This is a genomic window from Pseudomonas sp. UMAB-40, from assembly GCF_900095275.1.
Taxonomy (GTDB): Bacteria; Pseudomonadota; Gammaproteobacteria; order Pseudomonadales; family Pseudomonadaceae; genus Aquipseudomonas; species Aquipseudomonas mandelii_B.
Genome location: NZ_LT607568.1, coordinates 89,271 through 107,465 on the forward strand (window position 1 = coordinate 89,271; position 18,195 = coordinate 107,465).

20 protein-coding genes are annotated in these 18,195 nt (G+C 60.0%); 5 read left to right on the forward strand and 15 right to left on the reverse strand.

The annotated features are described in order from the left end of the window. Positions 1-10: 10 nt before the first annotated feature. The 5 genes from K0F88_RS23340 to K0F88_RS23360 all read right to left on the reverse strand — a co-directional run bounded on the left by K0F88_RS23340 (position 11) and on the right by K0F88_RS23360 (position 5,455). On the reverse strand, positions 11-1,426 hold the full coding sequence (locus tag K0F88_RS23340; protein ID WP_094467816.1) for a cytosine permease: 1,416 nt from the start codon (positions 1,424-1,426) through the stop codon (positions 11-13). 285 nt (positions 1,427-1,711) lie between these two features. Beyond that, a complete protein-coding gene (gene argE, locus K0F88_RS23345) occupies positions 1,712-2,866 on the reverse strand; it encodes an acetylornithine deacetylase (RefSeq protein WP_219096673.1) in 1,155 nt (384 codons plus the stop codon). Beyond that, complete coding sequence (locus K0F88_RS23350) at positions 2,863-3,540, reverse strand: DUF1028 domain-containing protein (protein ID WP_094467814.1); 678 nt, start codon at positions 3,538-3,540, stop codon at positions 2,863-2,865. Before K0F88_RS23350 ends, argE begins: the two co-directional genes overlap by 4 nt. Positions 3,541-3,704: 164 nt before the next feature. Further along, positions 3,705-4,121 (reverse strand): RidA family protein, encoded by a 417-nt coding sequence (locus K0F88_RS23355; RefSeq protein ID WP_017338215.1) that lies wholly within the window; start codon positions 4,119-4,121, stop codon positions 3,705-3,707. Between the two features lie 23 nt (positions 4,122-4,144). Beyond that, entirely contained in the window at positions 4,145-5,455 is a 1,311-nt protein-coding gene (locus K0F88_RS23360; protein ID WP_094467812.1) for an NAD(P)/FAD-dependent oxidoreductase, read from the reverse strand. 268 nt (positions 5,456-5,723) lie between these two features. Here K0F88_RS23360 and K0F88_RS23365 point away from each other — a divergent pair, with 268 nt between their 5' ends. Further along, on the forward strand, positions 5,724-6,707 hold the full coding sequence (locus K0F88_RS23365; RefSeq protein WP_219096725.1) for a GlxA family transcriptional regulator: 984 nt from the start codon (positions 5,724-5,726) through the stop codon (positions 6,705-6,707). Between the two features lie 29 nt (positions 6,708-6,736). On the opposite strand, the gene K0F88_RS23370 is transcribed toward K0F88_RS23365, so the two are convergent. Next, positions 6,737-7,225 (reverse strand): copper chaperone PCu(A)C, encoded by a 489-nt coding sequence (locus tag K0F88_RS23370; RefSeq protein ID WP_219096674.1) that lies wholly within the window; start codon positions 7,223-7,225, stop codon positions 6,737-6,739. Continuing rightward, positions 7,225-7,830: an SCO family protein gene (locus K0F88_RS23375; protein ID WP_219096675.1), complete on the reverse strand. Its 606-nt coding sequence runs from the start codon at positions 7,828-7,830 to the stop codon at positions 7,225-7,227. Before K0F88_RS23375 ends, K0F88_RS23370 begins: the two co-directional genes overlap by 1 nt. Positions 7,831-8,175: 345 nt before the next feature. Between K0F88_RS23375 and K0F88_RS23380 the strand changes: the two genes are divergently transcribed. Then, the gene (locus K0F88_RS23380) at positions 8,176-8,376 is read left to right on the forward strand and encodes a YbdD/YjiX family protein (RefSeq protein ID WP_094467809.1); all 201 of its coding nucleotides are present in this window, start codon (positions 8,176-8,178) and stop codon (positions 8,374-8,376) included. Positions 8,377-8,567: 191 nt separating this feature from the next. Next, entirely contained in the window at positions 8,568-9,374 is an 807-nt protein-coding gene (locus K0F88_RS23385) for a hypothetical protein (RefSeq protein ID WP_094467808.1), read from the forward strand. Positions 9,375-9,414: 40 nt separating this feature from the next. Here the strand turns inward: K0F88_RS23385 and K0F88_RS23390 are convergent, their stop codons facing one another. From K0F88_RS23390 to K0F88_RS23410, 5 genes are all read right to left on the reverse strand, one after another. Next, positions 9,415-10,158, reverse strand: a complete 744-nt coding sequence (locus tag K0F88_RS23390; RefSeq protein WP_094467807.1) for a hypothetical protein — start codon at positions 10,156-10,158, stop codon at positions 9,415-9,417. A gap of 263 nt (positions 10,159-10,421) precedes the next feature. Continuing rightward, positions 10,422-10,670, reverse strand: coding sequence for a hypothetical protein (locus K0F88_RS23395; protein WP_094467806.1), 249 nt, complete (start codon positions 10,668-10,670; stop codon positions 10,422-10,424). A 189-nt stretch (positions 10,671-10,859) separates the two neighbouring features. Next, positions 10,860-11,285, reverse strand: coding sequence for a hypothetical protein (locus K0F88_RS23400; protein ID WP_094467805.1), 426 nt, complete (start codon positions 11,283-11,285; stop codon positions 10,860-10,862). Positions 11,286-11,441: 156 nt separating this feature from the next. Continuing rightward, the gene (locus tag K0F88_RS23405) at positions 11,442-12,347 is read right to left on the reverse strand and encodes an alpha/beta fold hydrolase (protein ID WP_219096677.1); all 906 of its coding nucleotides are present in this window, start codon (positions 12,345-12,347) and stop codon (positions 11,442-11,444) included. Between the two features lie 116 nt (positions 12,348-12,463). Then, positions 12,464-14,140, reverse strand: a complete 1,677-nt coding sequence (locus tag K0F88_RS23410) for an MFS transporter (RefSeq protein WP_094467804.1) — start codon at positions 14,138-14,140, stop codon at positions 12,464-12,466. A gap of 341 nt (positions 14,141-14,481) precedes the next feature. Between K0F88_RS23410 and K0F88_RS23415 the strand changes: the two genes are divergently transcribed. Then, positions 14,482-15,150, forward strand: a complete 669-nt coding sequence (locus K0F88_RS23415) for an ATPase (protein WP_094467803.1) — start codon at positions 14,482-14,484, stop codon at positions 15,148-15,150. 150 nt (positions 15,151-15,300) lie between these two features. Here K0F88_RS23415 and K0F88_RS23420 read toward each other — a convergent pair whose 3' ends face one another. Further along, positions 15,301-16,182 (reverse strand): serine hydrolase, encoded by an 882-nt coding sequence (locus K0F88_RS23420; RefSeq protein ID WP_094467802.1) that lies wholly within the window; start codon positions 16,180-16,182, stop codon positions 15,301-15,303. Positions 16,183-16,296: 114 nt separating this feature from the next. Between K0F88_RS23420 and K0F88_RS23425 the strand changes: the two genes are divergently transcribed. Continuing rightward, positions 16,297-17,085 (forward strand): DeoR/GlpR family DNA-binding transcription regulator, encoded by a 789-nt coding sequence (locus K0F88_RS23425; protein ID WP_094467801.1) that lies wholly within the window; start codon positions 16,297-16,299, stop codon positions 17,083-17,085. A gap of 4 nt (positions 17,086-17,089) precedes the next feature. Here the strand turns inward: K0F88_RS23425 and K0F88_RS23430 are convergent, their stop codons facing one another. Continuing rightward, entirely contained in the window at positions 17,090-17,272 is a 183-nt protein-coding gene (locus K0F88_RS23430) for a hypothetical protein (RefSeq protein ID WP_176457658.1), read from the reverse strand. A gap of 28 nt (positions 17,273-17,300) precedes the next feature. After that, positions 17,301-18,188: a YghX family hydrolase gene (yghX, locus tag K0F88_RS23435; RefSeq protein WP_219096679.1), complete on the reverse strand. Its 888-nt coding sequence runs from the start codon at positions 18,186-18,188 to the stop codon at positions 17,301-17,303. Positions 18,189-18,195: the final 7 nt, after the last annotated feature.

An 18,195-nucleotide genomic window follows, 5' to 3' on the forward strand; every position in this document is an offset into this window, starting at 1 on the left:
GCGGGGTGAGTTAGATCGAGTTGGCGAGTTTTCCGGTGGAGAGGCGGCGTTTGTAGGCGGTGTCGCGATTGGCCAGCCAGTAGTAGAGCGGTGAGGTGATGAGCAGGCCGACCAGCCAGGACAAGTCAGCGCCGTTGATGTGTTCGGAGATTGGCCCGACGTACAGCGGCGTGTTCATGAACGGAATCTGCACCGCGATCCCGATCGCATACGCCAGCAACGCTTGCGGGTTGTAGCGTCCATAGATCCCGCCATCGACCTTGAAGATCGAGTTGATGTCGTACTGACCTTTGTGAATCGCATAGAAGTCAATCAGGTTGATCGCGGTCCACGGCACCAGCACCACGAGCAGCACCAGCACCATGTCGACGAAGTGGCCGATGAAGTTGGCGGAGGCGCCGACGGCGGCGAAGCAGCAGGCGGCGAGGACGATGACGGAGAGGACGGCGCGGCTTTTGGCGGTCGGGATCCAGCGGTAGGCGAAGGTTTGCACCAGGGTGATCAGCGACAGCACGGCGCCGTAGAGGTTAAGGGCGTTGTGGCTGATGACGCTGAGCAAAAACAGCACAAGCATCAACGGGCCGATGGAGCCGGTGGCGAGCTTGACCGCGTCCATGGTGTCCATGCCCACGGGGGTGGCGAGGACGGCGACGGCGCCGAAGATGAACGAGAGACTGGAGCCGAGCACGGTGCCCAGATACGTGGTCCAGAACGTGGCGGCCACGGGCACGTTGGCCGGCAGGTAGCGCGAGTAGTCGGAGACGTAGGGGGCGAAGGCGATTTGCCAGAGCGCGGCGAGCGACACGGTAGCCAGCCAGCCGGAGATGTTGAAGCTGCCACGGGTGAGGAAGTCGGCGGTCTGTACGTGGGTGAAGATGTAGCCGAAGCCGAGCACGATGCCGGCGCCGAGCACCCAGGTGCCGATGCGGTTGAGCACGTGGATGAACCGGTAGCCGATGATGCCGATGATGCCGGAACCGAGGGCGCCGATGACGATGCCGACCGGCACCGGCACGCTGTCGACCACGCCGTGCAGGGATTTGCCGGCGAGGACGATGTTGGAGGCGAAGAAGCCGATGTACATGATGCCGGCGATCAGCACCACCAGCAGCGCGCCGAGGGAGCCGAACTGGGCGCGGCTCTGGATCATTTGCGGGATGCCCATTTGCGGACCTTGCGCCGAGTGCAGCGCCATCAGCACGCCGCCGACCAGGTGGCCGACGAGGATGGCGACGATGCCCCACACCAGGTTGAGGTGAAACATCTGCACGCCAAGGGCGCCGGTGACGATGGGCAGCGGGGCGATGTTGCCGCCGAACCAAAGGGTGAACAGGTCGCGGGTCTTGCCGTGGCGATCTTCGGGCGGCACGTAGCCGATGGTGTGTTTTTCGATGAGCGGGGCGGCGTTTGTTGCGGTGGTAACCATGACGGACTCCAAGGCAATTTGAGTACGTGGACGTACTTCGGTGAGCGCCGCACGGGGGCGACGCTTTTCTTGTTGGAGTGATGATGTGCGGTGGGGGCGGATAGATAAATTAGTAAGATTGTGGGTATAGACGTTAAAAAAAATAGGTCGTTTGGTCACCGCAAAACCCTGTGGGAGCGGGCTTGCCCGCGATGGTAGTCTGTCTGTCAAATCATCATTGACTGTCAGGCCGTCATCGCGGGCAAGCCCGCTCCCACAGGGGTTTTTGGGTGTTCGGAATCTTTGCTATTCAGTGATCGATAACAGCATCCGTTGCAACATGGCGTCGCAGGCATGGAGTTGTTCGAGGCTGACGAATTCGTCGGGCTTATGGCCCTGATCCATGCTGCCGGGGCCGCAAACAACGGTGGGGATTCCGGCGGCATCGAACAGGCCGCCCTCGGTGCCGAAGGCCACGGTGCCGAATGCTCGGGAGCCGCAGAACATGGCGATCAACTCGGCCGCTTCGCTGTGCGCATCAGTCGCCAATCCCGGATACGCCGACAACTGGCTGAATCGGATCTCGCTCTGTTCACTCACGGCCCGCATGCGCGGCAACACCTGTTGCTCGGCATAGGCCTTCAACGCCTGCGCCACTTCGCTCGGATCATACGAGGGCAACGCGCGGATTTCGAAGTCGAAGCGGCAATCGGCGGGGACGATGTTCAAGGCCTTGCCACCGCAAATCACCCCGGTTTGCACGGTGCTGAACGGCGGATCGAACCGCGCATCGTGATGCTCGGGGGCCTTGAGTCGGTTGCCGATCCGCCCTAGCTCAACGATCAGTTCGGCGGCGTATTCGATGGCATTGACCCCCAGCGGCGCGTAGGCGGAGTGGCACGCTTCACCGTGAACATCGCAGCGCATCGCCAGTTTGCCTTTATGCCCGAGCACCGGTTTGAGTTCCGTCGGCTCACCGATAATGCACAGCATCGGTTTGACCGGGCGCTGCTCCAACTCCGCCAGCAACGAGCGCACGCCAAGGCAGCCGACTTCCTCATCGTAAGACAGCGCAATGTGTACAGGCAGCCGTAGCTTCGCCTTCACCAGCGACGGAACGAGGGCGAGAACACAGGCGATGTAGCCTTTCATGTCCGCCGTGCCGCGCCCGAACAGTTTGCCGTCGCGCTCGGTGAGTTCAAATGGCGCAACCGTCCACGGCTGGCCGTCGACGGGCACCACGTCGGTGTGCCCCGACAGCACGATGCCCGGCCGATCCGCCGGGCCAATGGTCGCGAACAGATTGGCCTTGCTGCGCTGCTCGTTGTAAATCAGCTCGCAAGGCACATCGAAACCCGCGAGGTAATCACGAACGAACTCGATCAGGTGCAGGTTGGATTCGCGGCTGGTGGTGTCGAACGCCACCAGGGTTTCCAGCAAATCACGGCTGCTGCTGCTCATCGGTCGTCTCCGGCGACGCCGTAGCCGGGGGACTTGTCGGGGGCGAGGGCGCGGTCGATGTAGTCCTGAACTTGGGGGCGATAAGCGTCCCAGAGTTTTTCCAGTTGGCCGATCGGATTTTCATCCGCCCAATCGACCCGCAGGTTGATGATCGGCCAGGTCAGTTCGCCGACCACCACCATCGCCGCCGAATGCACAGGCCCGGCTTCGCCACCGGCGGCGATGGCCGCTTTCATGGCAGCGAGCAAGCGGTCGGCGAGTTGGCCTTCGCCGTGTTCAAACGCTTCGACCATGGCCTCGATCACCGAACGGTCGGCAAGCATGTTGCCGGCGGCGACGCATTGTTCACCGGAGACGGCGTGGTGGTTGCCGAGGGTTTGCGCGCCGCTGAAATGCGCGGTCTGGCCGAGGTGGTCGATGGCGGTGATCTGGCGGTATTGGCTGTAGCCGTTGCGGGTCAACACCTTGTCCAGCGCTTCGGCGGGCGCCAGGCCTTGCTCCATCAGGGCAAGCACTTCCGGGCCTAACGACGGCAAGGTGATGTTTTGTGTGGAGACAGCGCCGACGCCTGGCAGCAGCCAGGGGCAACGGGCACCGACGGCGATGCTGGAGGAACTGATTGCAATGCCGAACTGACCGGTTTCGGGGCAACGGGCGGCGATGGAGAAGGTCATGGGTTTTGCTCCTTGGTTGGCCTTGGCAAATGAGGTGTCTGTTTGGCCGCCATCGCGGGCAAGCCCCCTCCCACAGGTTTTTTTAGTGGCCGCAAATTTTGTGCACGACAACTAACCCTGTGGGAGCTGGCTTGCCTGCGATGGCCGCGACGCGGTCTACTTCTTTACTCAGGAATCACCGCAATCACATCAATCTCCATCAACCACTGCGGCTGCCCGAGTGCTGAAACCACCAACCCGGTCGAAATCGGAAATACACCTTTCAACCACTTCCCGACTTCCTGATACACCGGCTCGCGATACCGCGGATCAATCAAGTAAGTCGTGGTTTTGACGATGTGACTCAGGTCGCTGCCAGCCTCTTCCAGCAACTGCTTGACGTTGCGCATGGCCTGCTCAGCCTGGGCACGCGGGTCACCCAGACCCACCAGCCGGCCCTCGAAATCCGTCCCGACCTGGCCGCGAACATAAACGGTATTGCCGGCCCGGACCGCTTGGCACAGGTCGTTGTCCAGGCTCTGGTTCGGGTAGGTTTCCTTGGTGTTGAACATGCGAATACGGGTATGGGTTGGCGTGGACATTTTGAGCTCCTGACAGAAAAGGCTTAGGCACTGACCGTGGTTTTGAGGGCGACCGGGGCCTGTTCAGCCTCCCGTTGCGCCGCATCGTGGTAGTCGAGATAAGAGCGCTGAATCGCGATGTGGTCCGCCACGTACTTGGCGTCATGCCAGACACCCCAGATGAACGACGAGCCGCGACGGGACTGCCACGGCAGGCCGAGGAAATACACGCCAGCCTCGCTCGACACTCCGCGCTGATGCTGCGGCTTGCCGTTATCGTCGAAGGCATCGACCTTGAGCCAGCTGTAATCCGTGGCAAAACCGGTGGCCCAGATGATCGAGGTGACGCCGGCCTTGACCAGGTCGAGCTCGAGAATCGGATGGGTCACGCACTCCGGATCCGGGAACACGTGGCGCGCTTCCGGTTCTTCCGGCAAGTCCAGACCATTGCGTTCGATGTAGGCATCGGCGGCATTCAGCAGCGTCAGATAGTTCTCATCGCCGCGCGCCAGGTTGTCGGCCAGGTTCGGCTGGAACGTCGCCACGCCACCGTTGAACGATTGAGTCAGCCCCACCAGCGTCATGCCGCGATGGGCGAGTCCACGGAAGTCCACCGTGCGGCCACCATGGGCGCCGCTGACCGCGATGGTCACGTGTTCCCGACCCGGTTTCATCGCCGCTTGATCCCACTCGCCCAGCACACCCAGCCACCAGCAGAAATCACGGTTGCGGTAAGCGCGAGGAGGGCGGTCGTGGGCACCGACGGAGAGGTAAACCTTCTTCCCGGCACGCTGCAATTCATCGGCAATCTGCACGCCGGACGACCCCGCGCCGACCACCAGCACCGCGCCTTCAGGCAGTTGCGCCGGGTTGCGGTAGTCGGCGGAGTGGATCTGCATGAAAGGCTGATCTTTCGGCGCAATCGGCGGGATGACCGGACGCTGAAAAGGCCCGGTGGCCGCCACCACGCGGTTGGCTTCAATCACGCCTTCAGAGGTTTCAATGGTGAAGCCCGGGCGACCGGCATTGCGCTCAACCTTCAGCACGTCGACGCCGGTGCGGATCGGCGCATTGAATTTCTTGGCGTAGGCCTCGAAGTAATCGGCAACGCGTTCTTTCGGGGCAAATTCGTCGGGACTGAGGTCGTCGAAATCAAGACCCGGGAACCGGTCGTGCCACGCTGGACCATTCGCCACCAGCGAATCCCAGCGCCCGGTGCGCCAGCGCTCGGCAATGCGGTTGCGCTCCAGCACCAGGTGCGGCACCCCGAGTTTGCTCAAGTGTTCACTCATGGCCACGCCAGCCTGACCGGCGCCAACAATCAGCGTATCTGTTTTTATTTTTTCGGTGGTCATCTCAATACCCTTCGAAGTTGGAGTGAGGTCGCGAACGACCTGCCATTTCTTGGGCTCAAGACTAGGGATGACCCTGGTATCGGTAAAATATTATTAAGCTGGCATTTGAGTATAAATAACTGAGGCAGAGCGCTGTCTGGCGCTCGAGTCGATACGCCATAGTGGCGCCACGGGTTAACATGGCGCCTTATCAACGCACCAGACAACCGGTTCGGTACGTAATGGAGTGGATCGAGCATTGATCGAACGACGCCAATTCAGCGGAGGCATGAAGGGCAAGAACCTTCGCTATCTGAATGAACACCCTGACGGGACCCGGCAAACGGTCCGCGCAGGCTTTCTGCTGCTCGAACATTTCTCCCTGCCGGCGTTTACCCAGGCGCTGGATACGGTGGTCACAGCCAATCTGCTACGACCTGAATCGTTCTCTTCCTGCACATTTGGTTTGAACGACGGCGAGGTCGTCAGCGATCTGGGCCTGGTCATTCGGCCCGATGCCCGTATCGATTGCGCAGCGGTCAAAGCGCTGGACCTGCTGGTGATCTGCGGAGGCTACAGGACTGAACTCAAGGCCAGCGAAGGCTTGATCAGCCTGTTGCGGACCGCGTCAGACCAGGGTGTCAGCCTGGCCGGGTTGTGGAACGGTGCATGGTTCCTGGGGAAGGCGGGGTTGCTTGACGGATACCGTTGCGCGATTCACCCGGAACATCGCCCGGCGCTAGCGGATTTCTGCAAGGCGACGCAGGTCAGCAGCGAGCCCTACATCATCGATCGAGACCGGCTCACGGCGTCCAGTCCTTCCGGGGCCTTCCACATGGCGCTGGACTGGATCAAAGGGCTGTACGGCAAAGCGCTCGTCGAGGGGATCGAGGACATCCTGGCGTTCGAGGAGTCGCGCTACCGGCGCATCAAGCCGACGGAAAATGTCTGTGTGAGCGCGCCGTTGCGCGAGGTGGTGAAGCTGATGGACGCCAACCTCGAAGAGCCGTTGGAGTTGGAGCAACTCGCGGTCTACGCGGGGCGTTCCCGCCGACAGCTTGAGCGCTTGTTCAAGGAGCAACTGGGCACCACACCGCAACGGTATTACATGGAGCTGCGGATTACCGAAGCGCGGCGGCTGCTCCAGCATACGGAGTTGTCCCAGGTGGATGTGCTGGTGGCGTGTGGCTTTGTGTCGCCGAGCCATTTCAGCAAGTGCTACAGCTCGTATTTCGGCTACAGGCCTTCCAAGGAGAAGCGACTCGTCAAGTAAGAGTCGCTCGCCCTGAGACGCCCCGACCGTTAATGCATCTTGCTGTGATCAGCCATGCCAAGTGCCCGGGCCTCGGCGTCCACCTTGATCGTCTCTTTCTCGCCCTTGGCGTTTTCCACGGTCAGGGTCAGGGGGACTTTGTCGCCTTCCTTCACCTGCGCCGTAAGGTCCATCAGCATCACGTGGTAGCCGTGAGGATCAAAACTCACCGGTTTGCCGGCCGGCAGCGCGACGGACTCGACCTGACGCATGCTCATCACATCGTCTTTCATGCTGGATTGGTGGATTTGTACCATTTTGGCGACAGGCGATTGCACGCTGAGCAGCTTGCTGTCGCTGTCGGCTTGCAGCGTCATGAAGGCGCCGGTCGATGGCTGGCCGGCAACGGTCGCGCGGACCCAGGCGTCGTCCACTTTGGTTTGCGCCGATACCTGCCAGGCCATGCCGATCAGGGCGCATCCCAGGACCACTTGTTTGACACGTCGCGAGAAAACGGTGTTTGCGTGGATCGAATTCATCAGCAGACTTCCATGACGGTGAGCAGGTCTTCTGCGCACTCTTGAGCCGTAAGAGACGCGGACAGCCCCAGGCGCAAGGTGCCCCGGGAGTCGAAGACGTAGCTGGTCGCGGTGTGGGAAAGGGTGTAGGTCGAACCGCTCGGAATCTTTTCGAAGAACACGCCGAACTCCTTGGCGGTGGCGGCGGTTTCTTCCAGGGTGCCGTGCAGCGCCTCGAAACTCGGGTCGAACGACTTGACGTAGGCGTCGAGCATTTGCGGCGTGTCGCGTTCCGGGTCGAGGGTGATGAAGATCACCTGCAGCTTCTCGCCGTCGCGGCCCATCAGTTTCTTGGCCTGTGCCGCGCGGGCCAGGGTCGTGGGGCAGACCGCCGGGCATTGGGTGAAACCGAAGAACACCATCGGCATCAGGCCGCGATAACTGGTGAGCATCTTCGTTTCGCCCTGGGCATCTTTGAGCTTGAAGGTACGCCCCATGATCTTGTCGCTGAGGTCCTTGCCGTACTTGAACGACAGCCTGGAGCTGTCATCGCAGCCGGCGAGCAGGCCAAGACTCAACAAGCCCATACCGCGCAGTACCGTGCGGCGGGTAAACAACGTACTCATGGAAAAGCATTCCTGTGTTGCGACGGGAAATCTGTAGCGCCTGATGAGTCAGACGAAAAAAACGGGTGGATATTAACAAACTGTGGCCGTGCTTTGCTCATTGTTGGACGAGGGGCGGGTTTGGTACAGGTGCAGAAACTGCTGAAAACTACGGATCAGCAGAAACGCCCGGGCCACTGACTACCCGGCCATAGCACGATCACCTGTAGCAGCTGGCTTCGCCAGCTGCTACAGGTTATGCGTTGCGGTTGATGGCTGGTATTGGACACATTGTCGCGCGGACACATTCCAGATACATAAGTGCGCTTTCATGGCCCTGTCCCCCCTCACAATGAGAGCGTTTCCATGATCCGTAAACTGCAGCAAGCCGTCCGCTTCCTCAGCCAGAGCGCGCGTTTGATGGTCGGCGTCCCCGATTACGACAACTATGTCGCCCAGATGACGCTTAAACACCCGGAAGAGCCGGTGATGAGCCATTCAGCGTTTCTTCGCGAGCGTCAGGAAGCCCGCTACGGCGGCAAGCAATGCACCACGCGTTGCTGCTGATGACCTGGGCGAACGCCGCGATCAGCACAATATCCTCCCCATTTCGTTACGGCTGCTAAGCTTCGACGTTGCAGCGTCCGAGCCTTTGCGGGCTCGGGCGTTGAGCGTGGCCATGGAGTACGACTTCAGTATCAATATCCACTTCTACAGGGGTGGCGAGCGATTGTCGGTAACCTGCACGGAGGCAGGCAATGGTAATCAAGCACGTAGGCCATTCAAGTGCCGAGGGCGTTCCCGAGCCACTCGATCACGAAGAGATAGAGCGGGTGCTGGCGCTGTTGCTGGCCAGTCCGGTGTTTGCCAAGTCCAGGCGCATGGGCAGTTTGCTGCGTTTCCTGGTCGATCACGATCTTCAATTTTCCAATGTCCCGCTCACCGAGCATGCCATCGGCATCGCGGTGTTTCGCCGTGACCCGGCGGTTTACTGCACGGGCGACGATCCGGTGGTGCGCGTGCAGGTGGGCCGGTTGCGGCGCAAACTCGCGATCCATTACGCCACCCTGGGGCAGCAAGACCCGGTGCGCCTGAGCATACCGGCCGGTTGTTATCGGCTGGCTTACCAGCGGATCAGACCCAAAACCATCGCGACTCGCCATCCTGTTTTGCAAATTCAGCCGTTTACCTGCATCACCCGCGACGGCGATGACTTCACCAAGGGCTTGTCTGAAGAATTGAGCTGCCGGCTGTTCGAGTCGTTCGAGCAGGCGCAAAGCCATGGCAACCACGTGTTGATGAAGGTGTCACGCTCCAGCGTCAAGGCGCTGGACGTTGTGCGTGCCGGGCGCGGCAACTATTCCCTTGAGGGCAGCGTGCGGGTGGAACCGAGCCGTGTCCGGGCATCGGTGCGCCTGATTGATGTCGCACAGGGGCGGATCCGCTGGTCCGAGCAGTTCGATCGCAATCAACCTTACGGCATCGCGACACAGGAAGATCTGGCGGAGTCCATCTGTCGGTCGTTGACGGGCTATTTCGCCCGGGGAAGCGGTGATGTTCCTTGAGTGGAAGGGGCAACCGCGAGGTTGCCCCCGGGTGCGACGATTACACGGTTTTCCATGCCCCGCCTTCGTAGAGGCGGGTTGCATCGTTAACGACAGTCAGGTCGATTTCGATGGCCTTGGACCGCGATGTGCTGAACATGGTGCTGGTCTGCACGTTCTGTTCGAACCACACGAGAATAGTCTCGACAGGGGTCAGAACGGTATTGCCGGTGACCACCTGGTTTGTGGCAACGTAGATCGGCGTGCTGACCTGCTTGCCGTCGATACCGACAGACAGTTGGTTGATGCCAGGGTGGATCGGGCCGTATTCGTTATCCAGGGTAATGGAAATGTCAGGGCCGCCGGTCACCGCCTGGCCCAGCAAGCCTTCCGGACTGAGTATCGATTGCTGCCCAAGGCCGATCGTGACGATGTTGGTCGAGACCTTCACCGTCACGTCAGCCTGAAAAGTATTGGACCCGAACAGTTGGTACTGAGGAGTCCAGCTGAAGCCATTGTTGCTCAGGTATTTGTCATAGGACTGCCAGACAACGTTATAGGCTTCGTTGCCGACCTTTTTGGCGAAGCACAGCTTGTAGCCTGACTGCTTGAGCAGTGTCAGGTCATCGGCTGCGATCTCGATCGTGACCGATTTTTGAGTGGCCGCCAGGGTCGACGTCAGCACCTTGCTGTAGTCCGACGTTTTCAGGCTCGCTGGGGCGAGACTTTGGAACGACTTGAGGGCCTCTTGCACATCATTGTGAAGTTGCAGAGCTTGCTTGCTTACAGCGCTCGACTTACTCATGGCTTTCCTCTTCCTTGGTTGTGTTAGGCAATCAATGGCCAGCGGGCAGCGAATCCGACAAGTAATCGGGCAGCGCCCTCTAAACACATTGATGGCTTCACAGTAGGCGCAAGATTCAGGGTGGCGAAGTGTCTTGGCGTTACAGAGGAGTGGGCGATTCATCGGGCAGGAATCGGCAACGTATCAGCTTGCGTAACCGGGTTGTATCAAGGGGGCCGCGAGTTGAAACAGCGGGGCGGCCGTGCGACCGCCCCGCCGTAGCCTTAATGCGCCGGTGTACTCACCTTCGCGTCGGCCCAGACAAAGTTCCAACTGGTTCGTTTGCCCTCGGCAATCTCGATCAGCTTGTTCTCATACACGGTGTGATTGACCGTGCCGGTGTACGTCAGCTTCCGGGCCGCGTTGGTCCCGGTGACTTCCCCGGGTTTGCCGCCAGATTCAGTCATGGCCTTTTTCATATCGGCTTCCGACGGGGCGCTGCTCTGGTTTTTTTCAACAGTTACGAAACTCATGGTGTCACCTCTTCCGTGATGGGGGGATCGGCGGACAGTCGGCTCGAGACGTTCTCGACCCGACCAACCCACCGAAGCCAATACTCTATTGGCCCGCCGGGCACCGCAGAAGTGACAACTCGGTCGGTAAGGTAACACCGCGGATACAGCGAATCGCGCGATGTAACGGCGACGTATCAGCCAGCGACATCACTTCGCTTTCCAGTGACCACCGCCCGATTCGCAATCAATCTTCGATTGGGCCAAGTGTTCAGCACCGTAGTAATACGTGGTGACCTGGGCATTGTCGGGGATGTTCAGCGACTTGCTGTTCTTGTCCTTGCTGGTGGAGTGAGGGTTGGCCAAGGATTCCTGGGTCAGGGTCGCGATGCAGGAGGCCTGATAATGATCGTCGCACTGTTCGACTTTTTTCTTGGTGCTGGTGAGCATTTCCTTGCTCTCATTGCTGCATGACCAGTCGATGGCGTTCACCGGCATGCCTTCGTACTCATAGCAACTATGGGACTCGACCACCGGAACCGAAGGGCTTTGGGATCGGGTCAGGACGTCACAGCCTTCGGCGAATACCAGCGTGGGGCTCAGGCTGGCGAGCAGAAACAGCAGTCTATGGTTCATCGGGAATTCCTCTCCAATGGCGCTGCTCGTGATCAAAGATCGGCGCTTATGGAGTTTCGAAAACACGATGATGCGCGGGGTTCAATTCGTTTTACAAAGCACTGGGGAATGTAGCAGCAGGCTTCGCCAGCTGCTACACGGTGCGTGCTGCGGAGCCTACTGCGCAATAAACTCACGAATCGCCTGAATCGTCGGCGTCGGCGCTTCTTCCATCAGCCAATGTCCCGCCCCTGGAATCACCACCTCGGTCACCTTGTCCGCTGCGTTGCGCATCACGATTGCTTCATTGTTGCCAAAGGATTTTTCCCCGCCGATGGCCAGCACCGGCATGGTCAAGCGCGTTTTCATCGAGGCTTCGTTGTCCACCGCATCCTGACGAATACTGCGGAACTGGGCAAAAGCGGCGTGCATGGCGCCGGGGCGGGCATAGAGTTTGGCGTAATGCTGACGGGTGGCTTCATCGACCTTGGTCGGGTCGCCGGCGAACTCGTTCCAGAAACGGTCCAGGTAGATGCGCTCACGACCGGCGACCAGGCGTTCGGCATCCGGACCGCCGAAGTCGAAGTGCCACAGCATCGGCGAGCGAACGATGTCGTTCCACGGTGGAATGCCCGGCACGGGCGCATCCATCACCACCAGGCGATCCGTCAGCTGCGGATAACGCGAGGCGTAGGCGAAGGCGACCATGGTGCCGATGTCGTGACCGATGACCACCGCGTGCTCGATCTTCAACGCTGCCAGCACCCCACGAATGTCCCCCGCTTGGGTCTTCTTGTCGTAACCGCCGTCCGGGATCGACGACAAGCCCATGCCACGAAGGTCCGGCACCACGACCGTGTGGTCCTTGGCCAGATCGGCGGCCAGTGGCGCCCACATGTCGCCCGTGTCGCCAAAGCCATGCAGCATCACCACGGCAGGGCCCTTGCCGCCGACGCGCACATGAATCGTGGCACCTTCGACCGGGATGTCCTGAGCACGAAAACCGGCAGGAAAGGGCGTCACTCCGGCATGGGCCGGAATGCTCAGTGCAAGCAAAAACGCGCTCAACAGAATACGGATCATCACGGTGCCCCCCTCAGCGTTCGGGGCAGGAATCCCGAAGCAATGTGGATGAGCGTAGACCGTTTGATCCGAAGCAGAAGGGCCCTCTCGCTCGCACGAGAGGGCAGGTGCCAGCCTCAGGTGTGATGAATCTCCCGATCCTTGGTTTCCGGCATGAAGAATATGCCCAGAACAGCCGTCATCACCGCTATGACGATCGGGTACCAGAGGCCGTAGTAGATATCACCCGTGGCCGCGACCATGGCGAACGCCACCGTCGGCAGGAAGCCGCCGAACCAGCCGTTGCCGATGTGGTAGGGCAGCGACATCGAGGTGTAGCGGATGCGCGCCGGGAACAGCTCCACCAGCCAGGCGGCGATCGGGCCGTAGACCATGGTCACGTAGATCACGAGGATGGTCAGGAGCAGGAGCACCATCGGGTAGTTGGTCTTGGCCGGGTCGGCTTTCTCGGGGTAGCCGGCCTCTTTGAGCGCGGTGCCGAGGGCGGCGGTGAAGGCGTCGTTCTTGGCTTTGAAGTCGGCAGCCGGCATGCCGGTGCCTTCGAAGCTCTGGACCACTTTGTCGCCGATGCGCACCTGCGCGACAGTGCCCGGTTCGGCCTTCTCGTTCTTGTAGGGAATGGCCCGCTTCGCCAGCACGGTCTTGGCGAGGTCGCAGGAACTGGTGAATTTGGCCTTGCCCACCGGGTCGAACTGGAACGAGCACTGGTCGGGATCGGCGATCACCGTGACCGGGTTCTTCTCCTGCGCGACGAACACGTCGGGGTTACCGTATTGGGTCAACGCATGGAAGATCGGGAAGTAAGTCAACGCCGCGAGAATGCAGCCGGCCATGATGATGCCCTTGCGGCCGATGCGATCGGACAGGCTGCCGAAGATGACAAAGAACGGCGTGCCGATCAGCAACGATCCGGCGATCAGCAAGTTGGCGGTCTGCGGGTCAATCTTCAGTGTTTGCAGCAGGAAGAACAGCGCATAGAACTGCCCGGTGTACCAGACAACCGCCTGGCCGGCGGTGCCGCCGAGCAGGGCCATGATCACGATTTTCAGGTTGTCCCAGCGGGCGAAGGATTCGGTCAGCGGTGCCTTGGAAGCCTTGCCCTCAGCCTTCATTTTCAGGAACACCGGCGACTCGCTGAGCTGCAAGCGGATGTACACCGAAACAATCAGCAGCAGGATCGACAACAGGAACGGAATCCGCCAGCCCCAGGCCTCGAAGGCTTCGGTGCCGAGGGCGGTGCGACAGGCGAGGATCACCAGCAGTGAAAGGAACAGGCCGAGGGTCGCAGTGGTTTGAATCCATGAGGTGAAATAACCACGTTTGCCTTTCGGCGCATGCTCCGCGACGTAGGTCGCCGCGCCGCCGTATTCACCGCCCAGCGCCAGGCCTTGCAACAGGCGCAAGGTGATCAGGATGATCGGTGCCGCCACGCCGATGGTCGCGTAGCCGGGCAGAAAACCCACCACGGCCGTGGAGATACCCATGATCACAATGGTGATGAGGAAGGTGTGCTTGCGCCCGATCATGTCGCCCAGTCGCCCGAACACGATGGCGCCGAAGGGGCGCACCGCGAAGCCGGCGGCGAACGCGAGCAGCGCGAAGATGAAGGACGTTGTCTCATTGACCCCGGCGAAGAAGTGCTTGGCGATGATCGCGGCCAGGGAGCCATACAGGTAAAAGTCGTACCACTCGAACACGGTGCCCAGGGATGAGGCAAAAATGACTTTGCGCTCCTCCTTGGTGATGCCGTGGTGGGGCGCGCTGCCCGTGGAAGTGTTGTCGATTGCGGCCATGAGTCTTCTCCGTCGTTCTTGTTATAGGCCGGAGTCGCTCATTACCTTTTGCCGCACCCAGGCCCTTGGGCTGATGTCGTCGGAATACGGATTGCGCGAAGCATGCACACAGGTTGACGGCCTCGCATCACTGCAAGGTTTCCTGAAGCATAATCGGCTTCGCGCAGATATCCACTCGCCATCACGTTCAACCTCAGGGGCGGGCGCTGAGTCGCCCCTGACGCCTCACTTCGCAACCATTCGTTTAATCAATAATCACCATCAAGGAATGCAAGTTCTGTTTTTTTGTCATGAGAGGAGGATAGCGTCATACCAAAGTCGCCTCTGAAGGAACCTGCGCGATGAGAATCTCTACCTTGCTGGCCCTTGTCGCCGTCTTGACTGGCAGTGTTGCCGCCACCGTGCCGGCCTACGCGGCCGACCCGTCCTGCCATTTCCTGCCGATCGCCGACAGCACCGCCAGCTTGCAGCACACTCAATCGGTGGGCGTGCTCTACAGCGAAAACACCCTCAATACGATCGAATACCTTGAGCAGTACCATTCGGTCGCGCTGAATGGGGCAAAGAACCCGGCGCTGGATTCGCGCATCAGCAACGCCTTCGTCAACAGCTCCGATCCGAAACTGGCGATCAACTGGCTGATGGGCTCGCTGCAAAAACAATTCGCTTCGGTGACCGTCTACGACAATCTCGACGCCCTGGTGCAAGCCCACCCCGATGTGGTGGTGATGCTGGACACTTACAGCCGTCTGGTGTCCAAGCGCAACAACCAGGTCGAAGCGCGATTCCTGGCCAAGTTCTACGACTCGAACCTGCAATACATTGGTAAGGCTGAAGGATCACGTGAGCAGCAGATGCCTTCGGTCTGGGTTCATGGCAAAGCCGCCCCGGAGATTGCTGCGCAGATTGACCAGCAAAATGCGGTGCAGCTGAATGCGTTGAAGCAGTTTGATGCTTCGTTGAAGGCGTTGGTGACGCCCGGTGATGGGGCGCGAGTCGCTAGCAACTGACGCACATCCAAAGTGATCCATCAATCCGCCAAACTTATTTGTGAATTCCCCACATCGAGGTCTGACTGCCCTCGCCACAGGTCTTGTGTGCTCGCCGCATTGAGGTATCACCGCCCTTGGTGGGGGAGGCGGGTCAGATGATTTTCAGATTTATTCAAGTGACTCGCTTGTCAGGTGGCGCACGACCTCGGCCTCCACAGCGCCTTCGTTGCCACTTTCATCAAAAATCGCGCAACTCGCCGAACGGCCGTCATCAACGCAGCGGTAGACCGCAACGACGCTGCCCGGTCCGGCTCCCGTGTGACCACTCAGGGTCATGCCATCTTCCACCATGCCCTGCATCAGACCGAGGCCGTAACCCGGAACCACCCAAGGACGTCCCGCCATCGGTCCGCCCAGCGTGCGTACCGTTTGCATCTCCCGCAGCAGTGATTGCGGCAACAGGTGCCCGCCCAATAAACGGTCCAGACACAGCGCCGCATCAGCAAGCGGAGCGACCAGTAACCCGTGATAAACCCAGCCCGGGTCGTAAGTTGAGGCCGTTCCCATATTCACGCCTTCCAGGTCGGCACGGGTCGTGGCGAGGCGTATGCGCGATAAACCGAGGGGGGCGAATACGCGTTGCGTCAGCGCTTCCTCAAGTCGGAGGCTGGTGATGCGCTCAACAAGTTTGACGATGAACAGGTAACCGACGTTCGAATATCGCCAACCGTCTCCCGGTGCATAACGCAACCGGGCGGCATCAAGCCGTTGCAGCATTTCAGCGGCTGGCCAAGGTGTCTCATGGCGGGCAACGGCGGCGTGGTAGTCGGCGAGCTCACCGTAATCTGCAAGCCCCGCTTCATGCCGCAAAAGTTGACGCAACGTGAACGGGCCTTCAGGCACAACATCATCCAGAGCGATCAACCCATCACGCACCAACGACAACGCCGCAGCAGCGAGTACCGTCTTGGTGAAACTCCACCACGGCACGGTTGCATCGGGCAGCTCAGGCGTGAGGAGGGAACCGTTTGAGACAAGGGCGAAATGCATGGGTTGATTGCTCTGGAGGGAGGCGCCGGGGGAGTTTGCCAGAAAAAAAACCGCGATTGTGTTTGTGCAATGGTTTGGCTAATCTCGCACAAACACGCAAAATCAGGCATAAACATGCAAGATCAGCATTCGGCAGCCGAGCTTCCTTCCGTGCGCCGGCAAAAAATCCTCCTGATCCTCGAACGCGACGGCAAGGTCATGGCCTCGGAGTTGAGCCAGCATTTCGCCGTTTCGGAAGACACCATTCGCCGCGATCTGTCGGAACTGCACAACGCCGGTCTGGTGCAACGTGTGCACGGTGGCGCGCTGCCTCGTCCCAAGGACACGGGCAAGGATTTCCTCACTCGGGTGGGTGAAACCGACGAGGTGAAAGTGCACCTCGCGCAACTCGCCGCACGACACGTCCGGGACGGTCAGATCGTGATGTTCGATTCGGGAAGCACCACGCTGCAGATCGCCCGGTCCTTGCCTTCGACTATCTCCATCACGGCCATCACCACATCGCCGTTGACCGCGATTACCCTCGCGCAATACCCCGGCATCAAGGTGATTCTGGCGGGTGGGCAACTTAACCTGGCGACGATGTCGGTCAGCGGTCACGAGACCGTGCGCTTGTTGCAGGGCATCAAGGCTGACGTGCTGTTTACCGGGGTTTGTGCGATTCATCCGGAGGTCGGCATCAGCTCGCTGCATTTTGATGAGGTGCCAGTGAAGCAGGCGCTGTTTGACAGTGCCTCTCAAGTGATCGCCGTCACCACGGCGGACAAACTGGGTGCGGTGGAACCGTACATCGTCGTGCCGTGCTCACGTTTGCACACCCTGATTACCGAGCGTCACGTGGCGTCGGGCGACATCGACGACTATCGCAAGCTGGGCATCGAAGTGGTGCAAGCGCACGCCTGAGCGATCAGCCATGCCCCAGGGCAATCGCAAACGACACCACGATCAAGCACGCAAACGCAAAATTGATGTTCATGAAGCTTTCGCCCGAATTATCAGAAGTGGCGCCATCCTGAACCCGCCGCTGAAAAATAAAAAATTCGGCTTCATGATTTAAAAGATCGAAGCAATCGATAGCTGCGTAGCCCACACCTGCAAACAACCCGAAAGATCGCAGCCTAAACCAGGTATTTGTTGAACCAGGCCACGGTCCTGTCCCACGCGAGCTTAGCGGCGGCTTCATCGTAGCGAGGCGTGGAATCGTTATGAAAACCGTGATTGCAGCCTGCGTAAATGAATGCCTCGTAAGTTTTGCCCGACGCTTTCAACGCTTTCTCATACGCCGGCCATCCTTCATTGATGCCCTTGTCCAGTTCGCCGTAATGCAACAGCAGCGGCGCCTTGATTTTCGGCACATCCTCAGCCTTTGGCTGCCGTCCATAAAAAGGTACGGCCGCCGCCAGTTCCGGGTAGGCCACCGCCGCCGCATTGGAGACGCCGCCGCCATAACAGAACCCGGTGATGCCGACTTTTCCCGTGGTCTTGTCATTTTTCATCAACCAGTCAATGGCGGCGAAAAAATCATTCATCAGCTTTTCCGGATCGACAGTCGCTTGTAACTCCTTGCCTTTTTCATCGTTGCCCGGATAGCCGCCCACCGAACTCAGGCCATCGGGTGCGAGGGCAATAAACCCCGCTTTGGCAACGCGCCGTGCGACGTCCTCGATGTAAGGGTTGAGCCCACGGTTTTCATGCACGACCACCACCGCCGGCACCTTGCCGGTGGCTTTGGCCGGGCGCACCAGATAGCCGCGGACATTGCCGTGGCCCTTGGGGGATGGATAGGAAATGTATTCGGGGAGGATGTCCGGGTCGGTGAATTCAACCTGCTCGGCGAGCGCGTAGTTCGGGCTCAGGGAGGCGAGGAGGGCACTGGCCGTCAAACCGCCCAGGGTGAACAGCGCCGCTCGATCAAGAAACTCGCGCCGGTTGATCTTGCCGTGGGCGTAGTAGTCGTAGAGCTCCAGCAGTTCCGGGGCGAAGTCTTTGGCGGTGAGACGGTCCATGGGGCGC

Excerpts from the sequence above, each read along its gene's own strand:
- K0F88_RS23340 (WP_094467816.1), bottom strand. The coding sequence starts at position 1,426 with ATGGTTACCACCGCAACAAACGCCGCCCCGCTCATCGAAAAACACACC.
- argE (WP_219096673.1), bottom strand. The coding sequence starts at position 2,866 with ATGAGCAGCAGCAGCCGTGATTTGCTGGAAACCCTGGTGGCGTTCGAC.
- K0F88_RS23350 (WP_094467814.1), bottom strand. The coding sequence starts at position 3,540 with ATGACCTTCTCCATCGCCGCCCGTTGCCCCGAAACCGGTCAGTTCGGC.
- K0F88_RS23355 (WP_017338215.1), bottom strand. The coding sequence starts at position 4,121 with ATGTCCACGCCAACCCATACCCGTATTCGCATGTTCAACACCAAGGAA.
- K0F88_RS23360 (WP_094467812.1), bottom strand. The coding sequence starts at position 5,455 with ATGACCACCGAAAAAATAAAAACAGATACGCTGATTGTTGGCGCCGGT.
- K0F88_RS23365 (WP_219096725.1), top strand. The coding sequence starts at position 5,724 with ATGAAGGGCAAGAACCTTCGCTATCTGAATGAACACCCTGACGGGACC.
- K0F88_RS23370 (WP_219096674.1), bottom strand. The coding sequence starts at position 7,225 with ATGAATTCGATCCACGCAAACACCGTTTTCTCGCGACGTGTCAAACAA.
- K0F88_RS23375 (WP_219096675.1), bottom strand. The coding sequence starts at position 7,830 with ATGAGTACGTTGTTTACCCGCCGCACGGTACTGCGCGGTATGGGCTTG.
- K0F88_RS23380 (WP_094467809.1), top strand. The coding sequence starts at position 8,176 with ATGATCCGTAAACTGCAGCAAGCCGTCCGCTTCCTCAGCCAGAGCGCG.
- K0F88_RS23385 (WP_094467808.1), top strand. The coding sequence starts at position 8,568 with ATGGTAATCAAGCACGTAGGCCATTCAAGTGCCGAGGGCGTTCCCGAG.
- K0F88_RS23390 (WP_094467807.1), bottom strand. The coding sequence starts at position 10,158 with ATGAGTAAGTCGAGCGCTGTAAGCAAGCAAGCTCTGCAACTTCACAAT.
- K0F88_RS23395 (WP_094467806.1), bottom strand. The coding sequence starts at position 10,670 with ATGAGTTTCGTAACTGTTGAAAAAAACCAGAGCAGCGCCCCGTCGGAA.
- K0F88_RS23400 (WP_094467805.1), bottom strand. The coding sequence starts at position 11,285 with ATGAACCATAGACTGCTGTTTCTGCTCGCCAGCCTGAGCCCCACGCTG.
- K0F88_RS23405 (WP_219096677.1), bottom strand. The coding sequence starts at position 12,347 with ATGATCCGTATTCTGTTGAGCGCGTTTTTGCTTGCACTGAGCATTCCG.
- K0F88_RS23410 (WP_094467804.1), bottom strand. The coding sequence starts at position 14,140 with ATGGCCGCAATCGACAACACTTCCACGGGCAGCGCGCCCCACCACGGC.
- K0F88_RS23415 (WP_094467803.1), top strand. The coding sequence starts at position 14,482 with ATGAGAATCTCTACCTTGCTGGCCCTTGTCGCCGTCTTGACTGGCAGT.
- K0F88_RS23420 (WP_094467802.1), bottom strand. The coding sequence starts at position 16,182 with ATGCATTTCGCCCTTGTCTCAAACGGTTCCCTCCTCACGCCTGAGCTG.
- K0F88_RS23425 (WP_094467801.1), top strand. The coding sequence starts at position 16,297 with ATGCAAGATCAGCATTCGGCAGCCGAGCTTCCTTCCGTGCGCCGGCAA.
- yghX (WP_219096679.1), bottom strand. The coding sequence starts at position 18,188 with ATGGACCGTCTCACCGCCAAAGACTTCGCCCCGGAACTGCTGGAGCTC.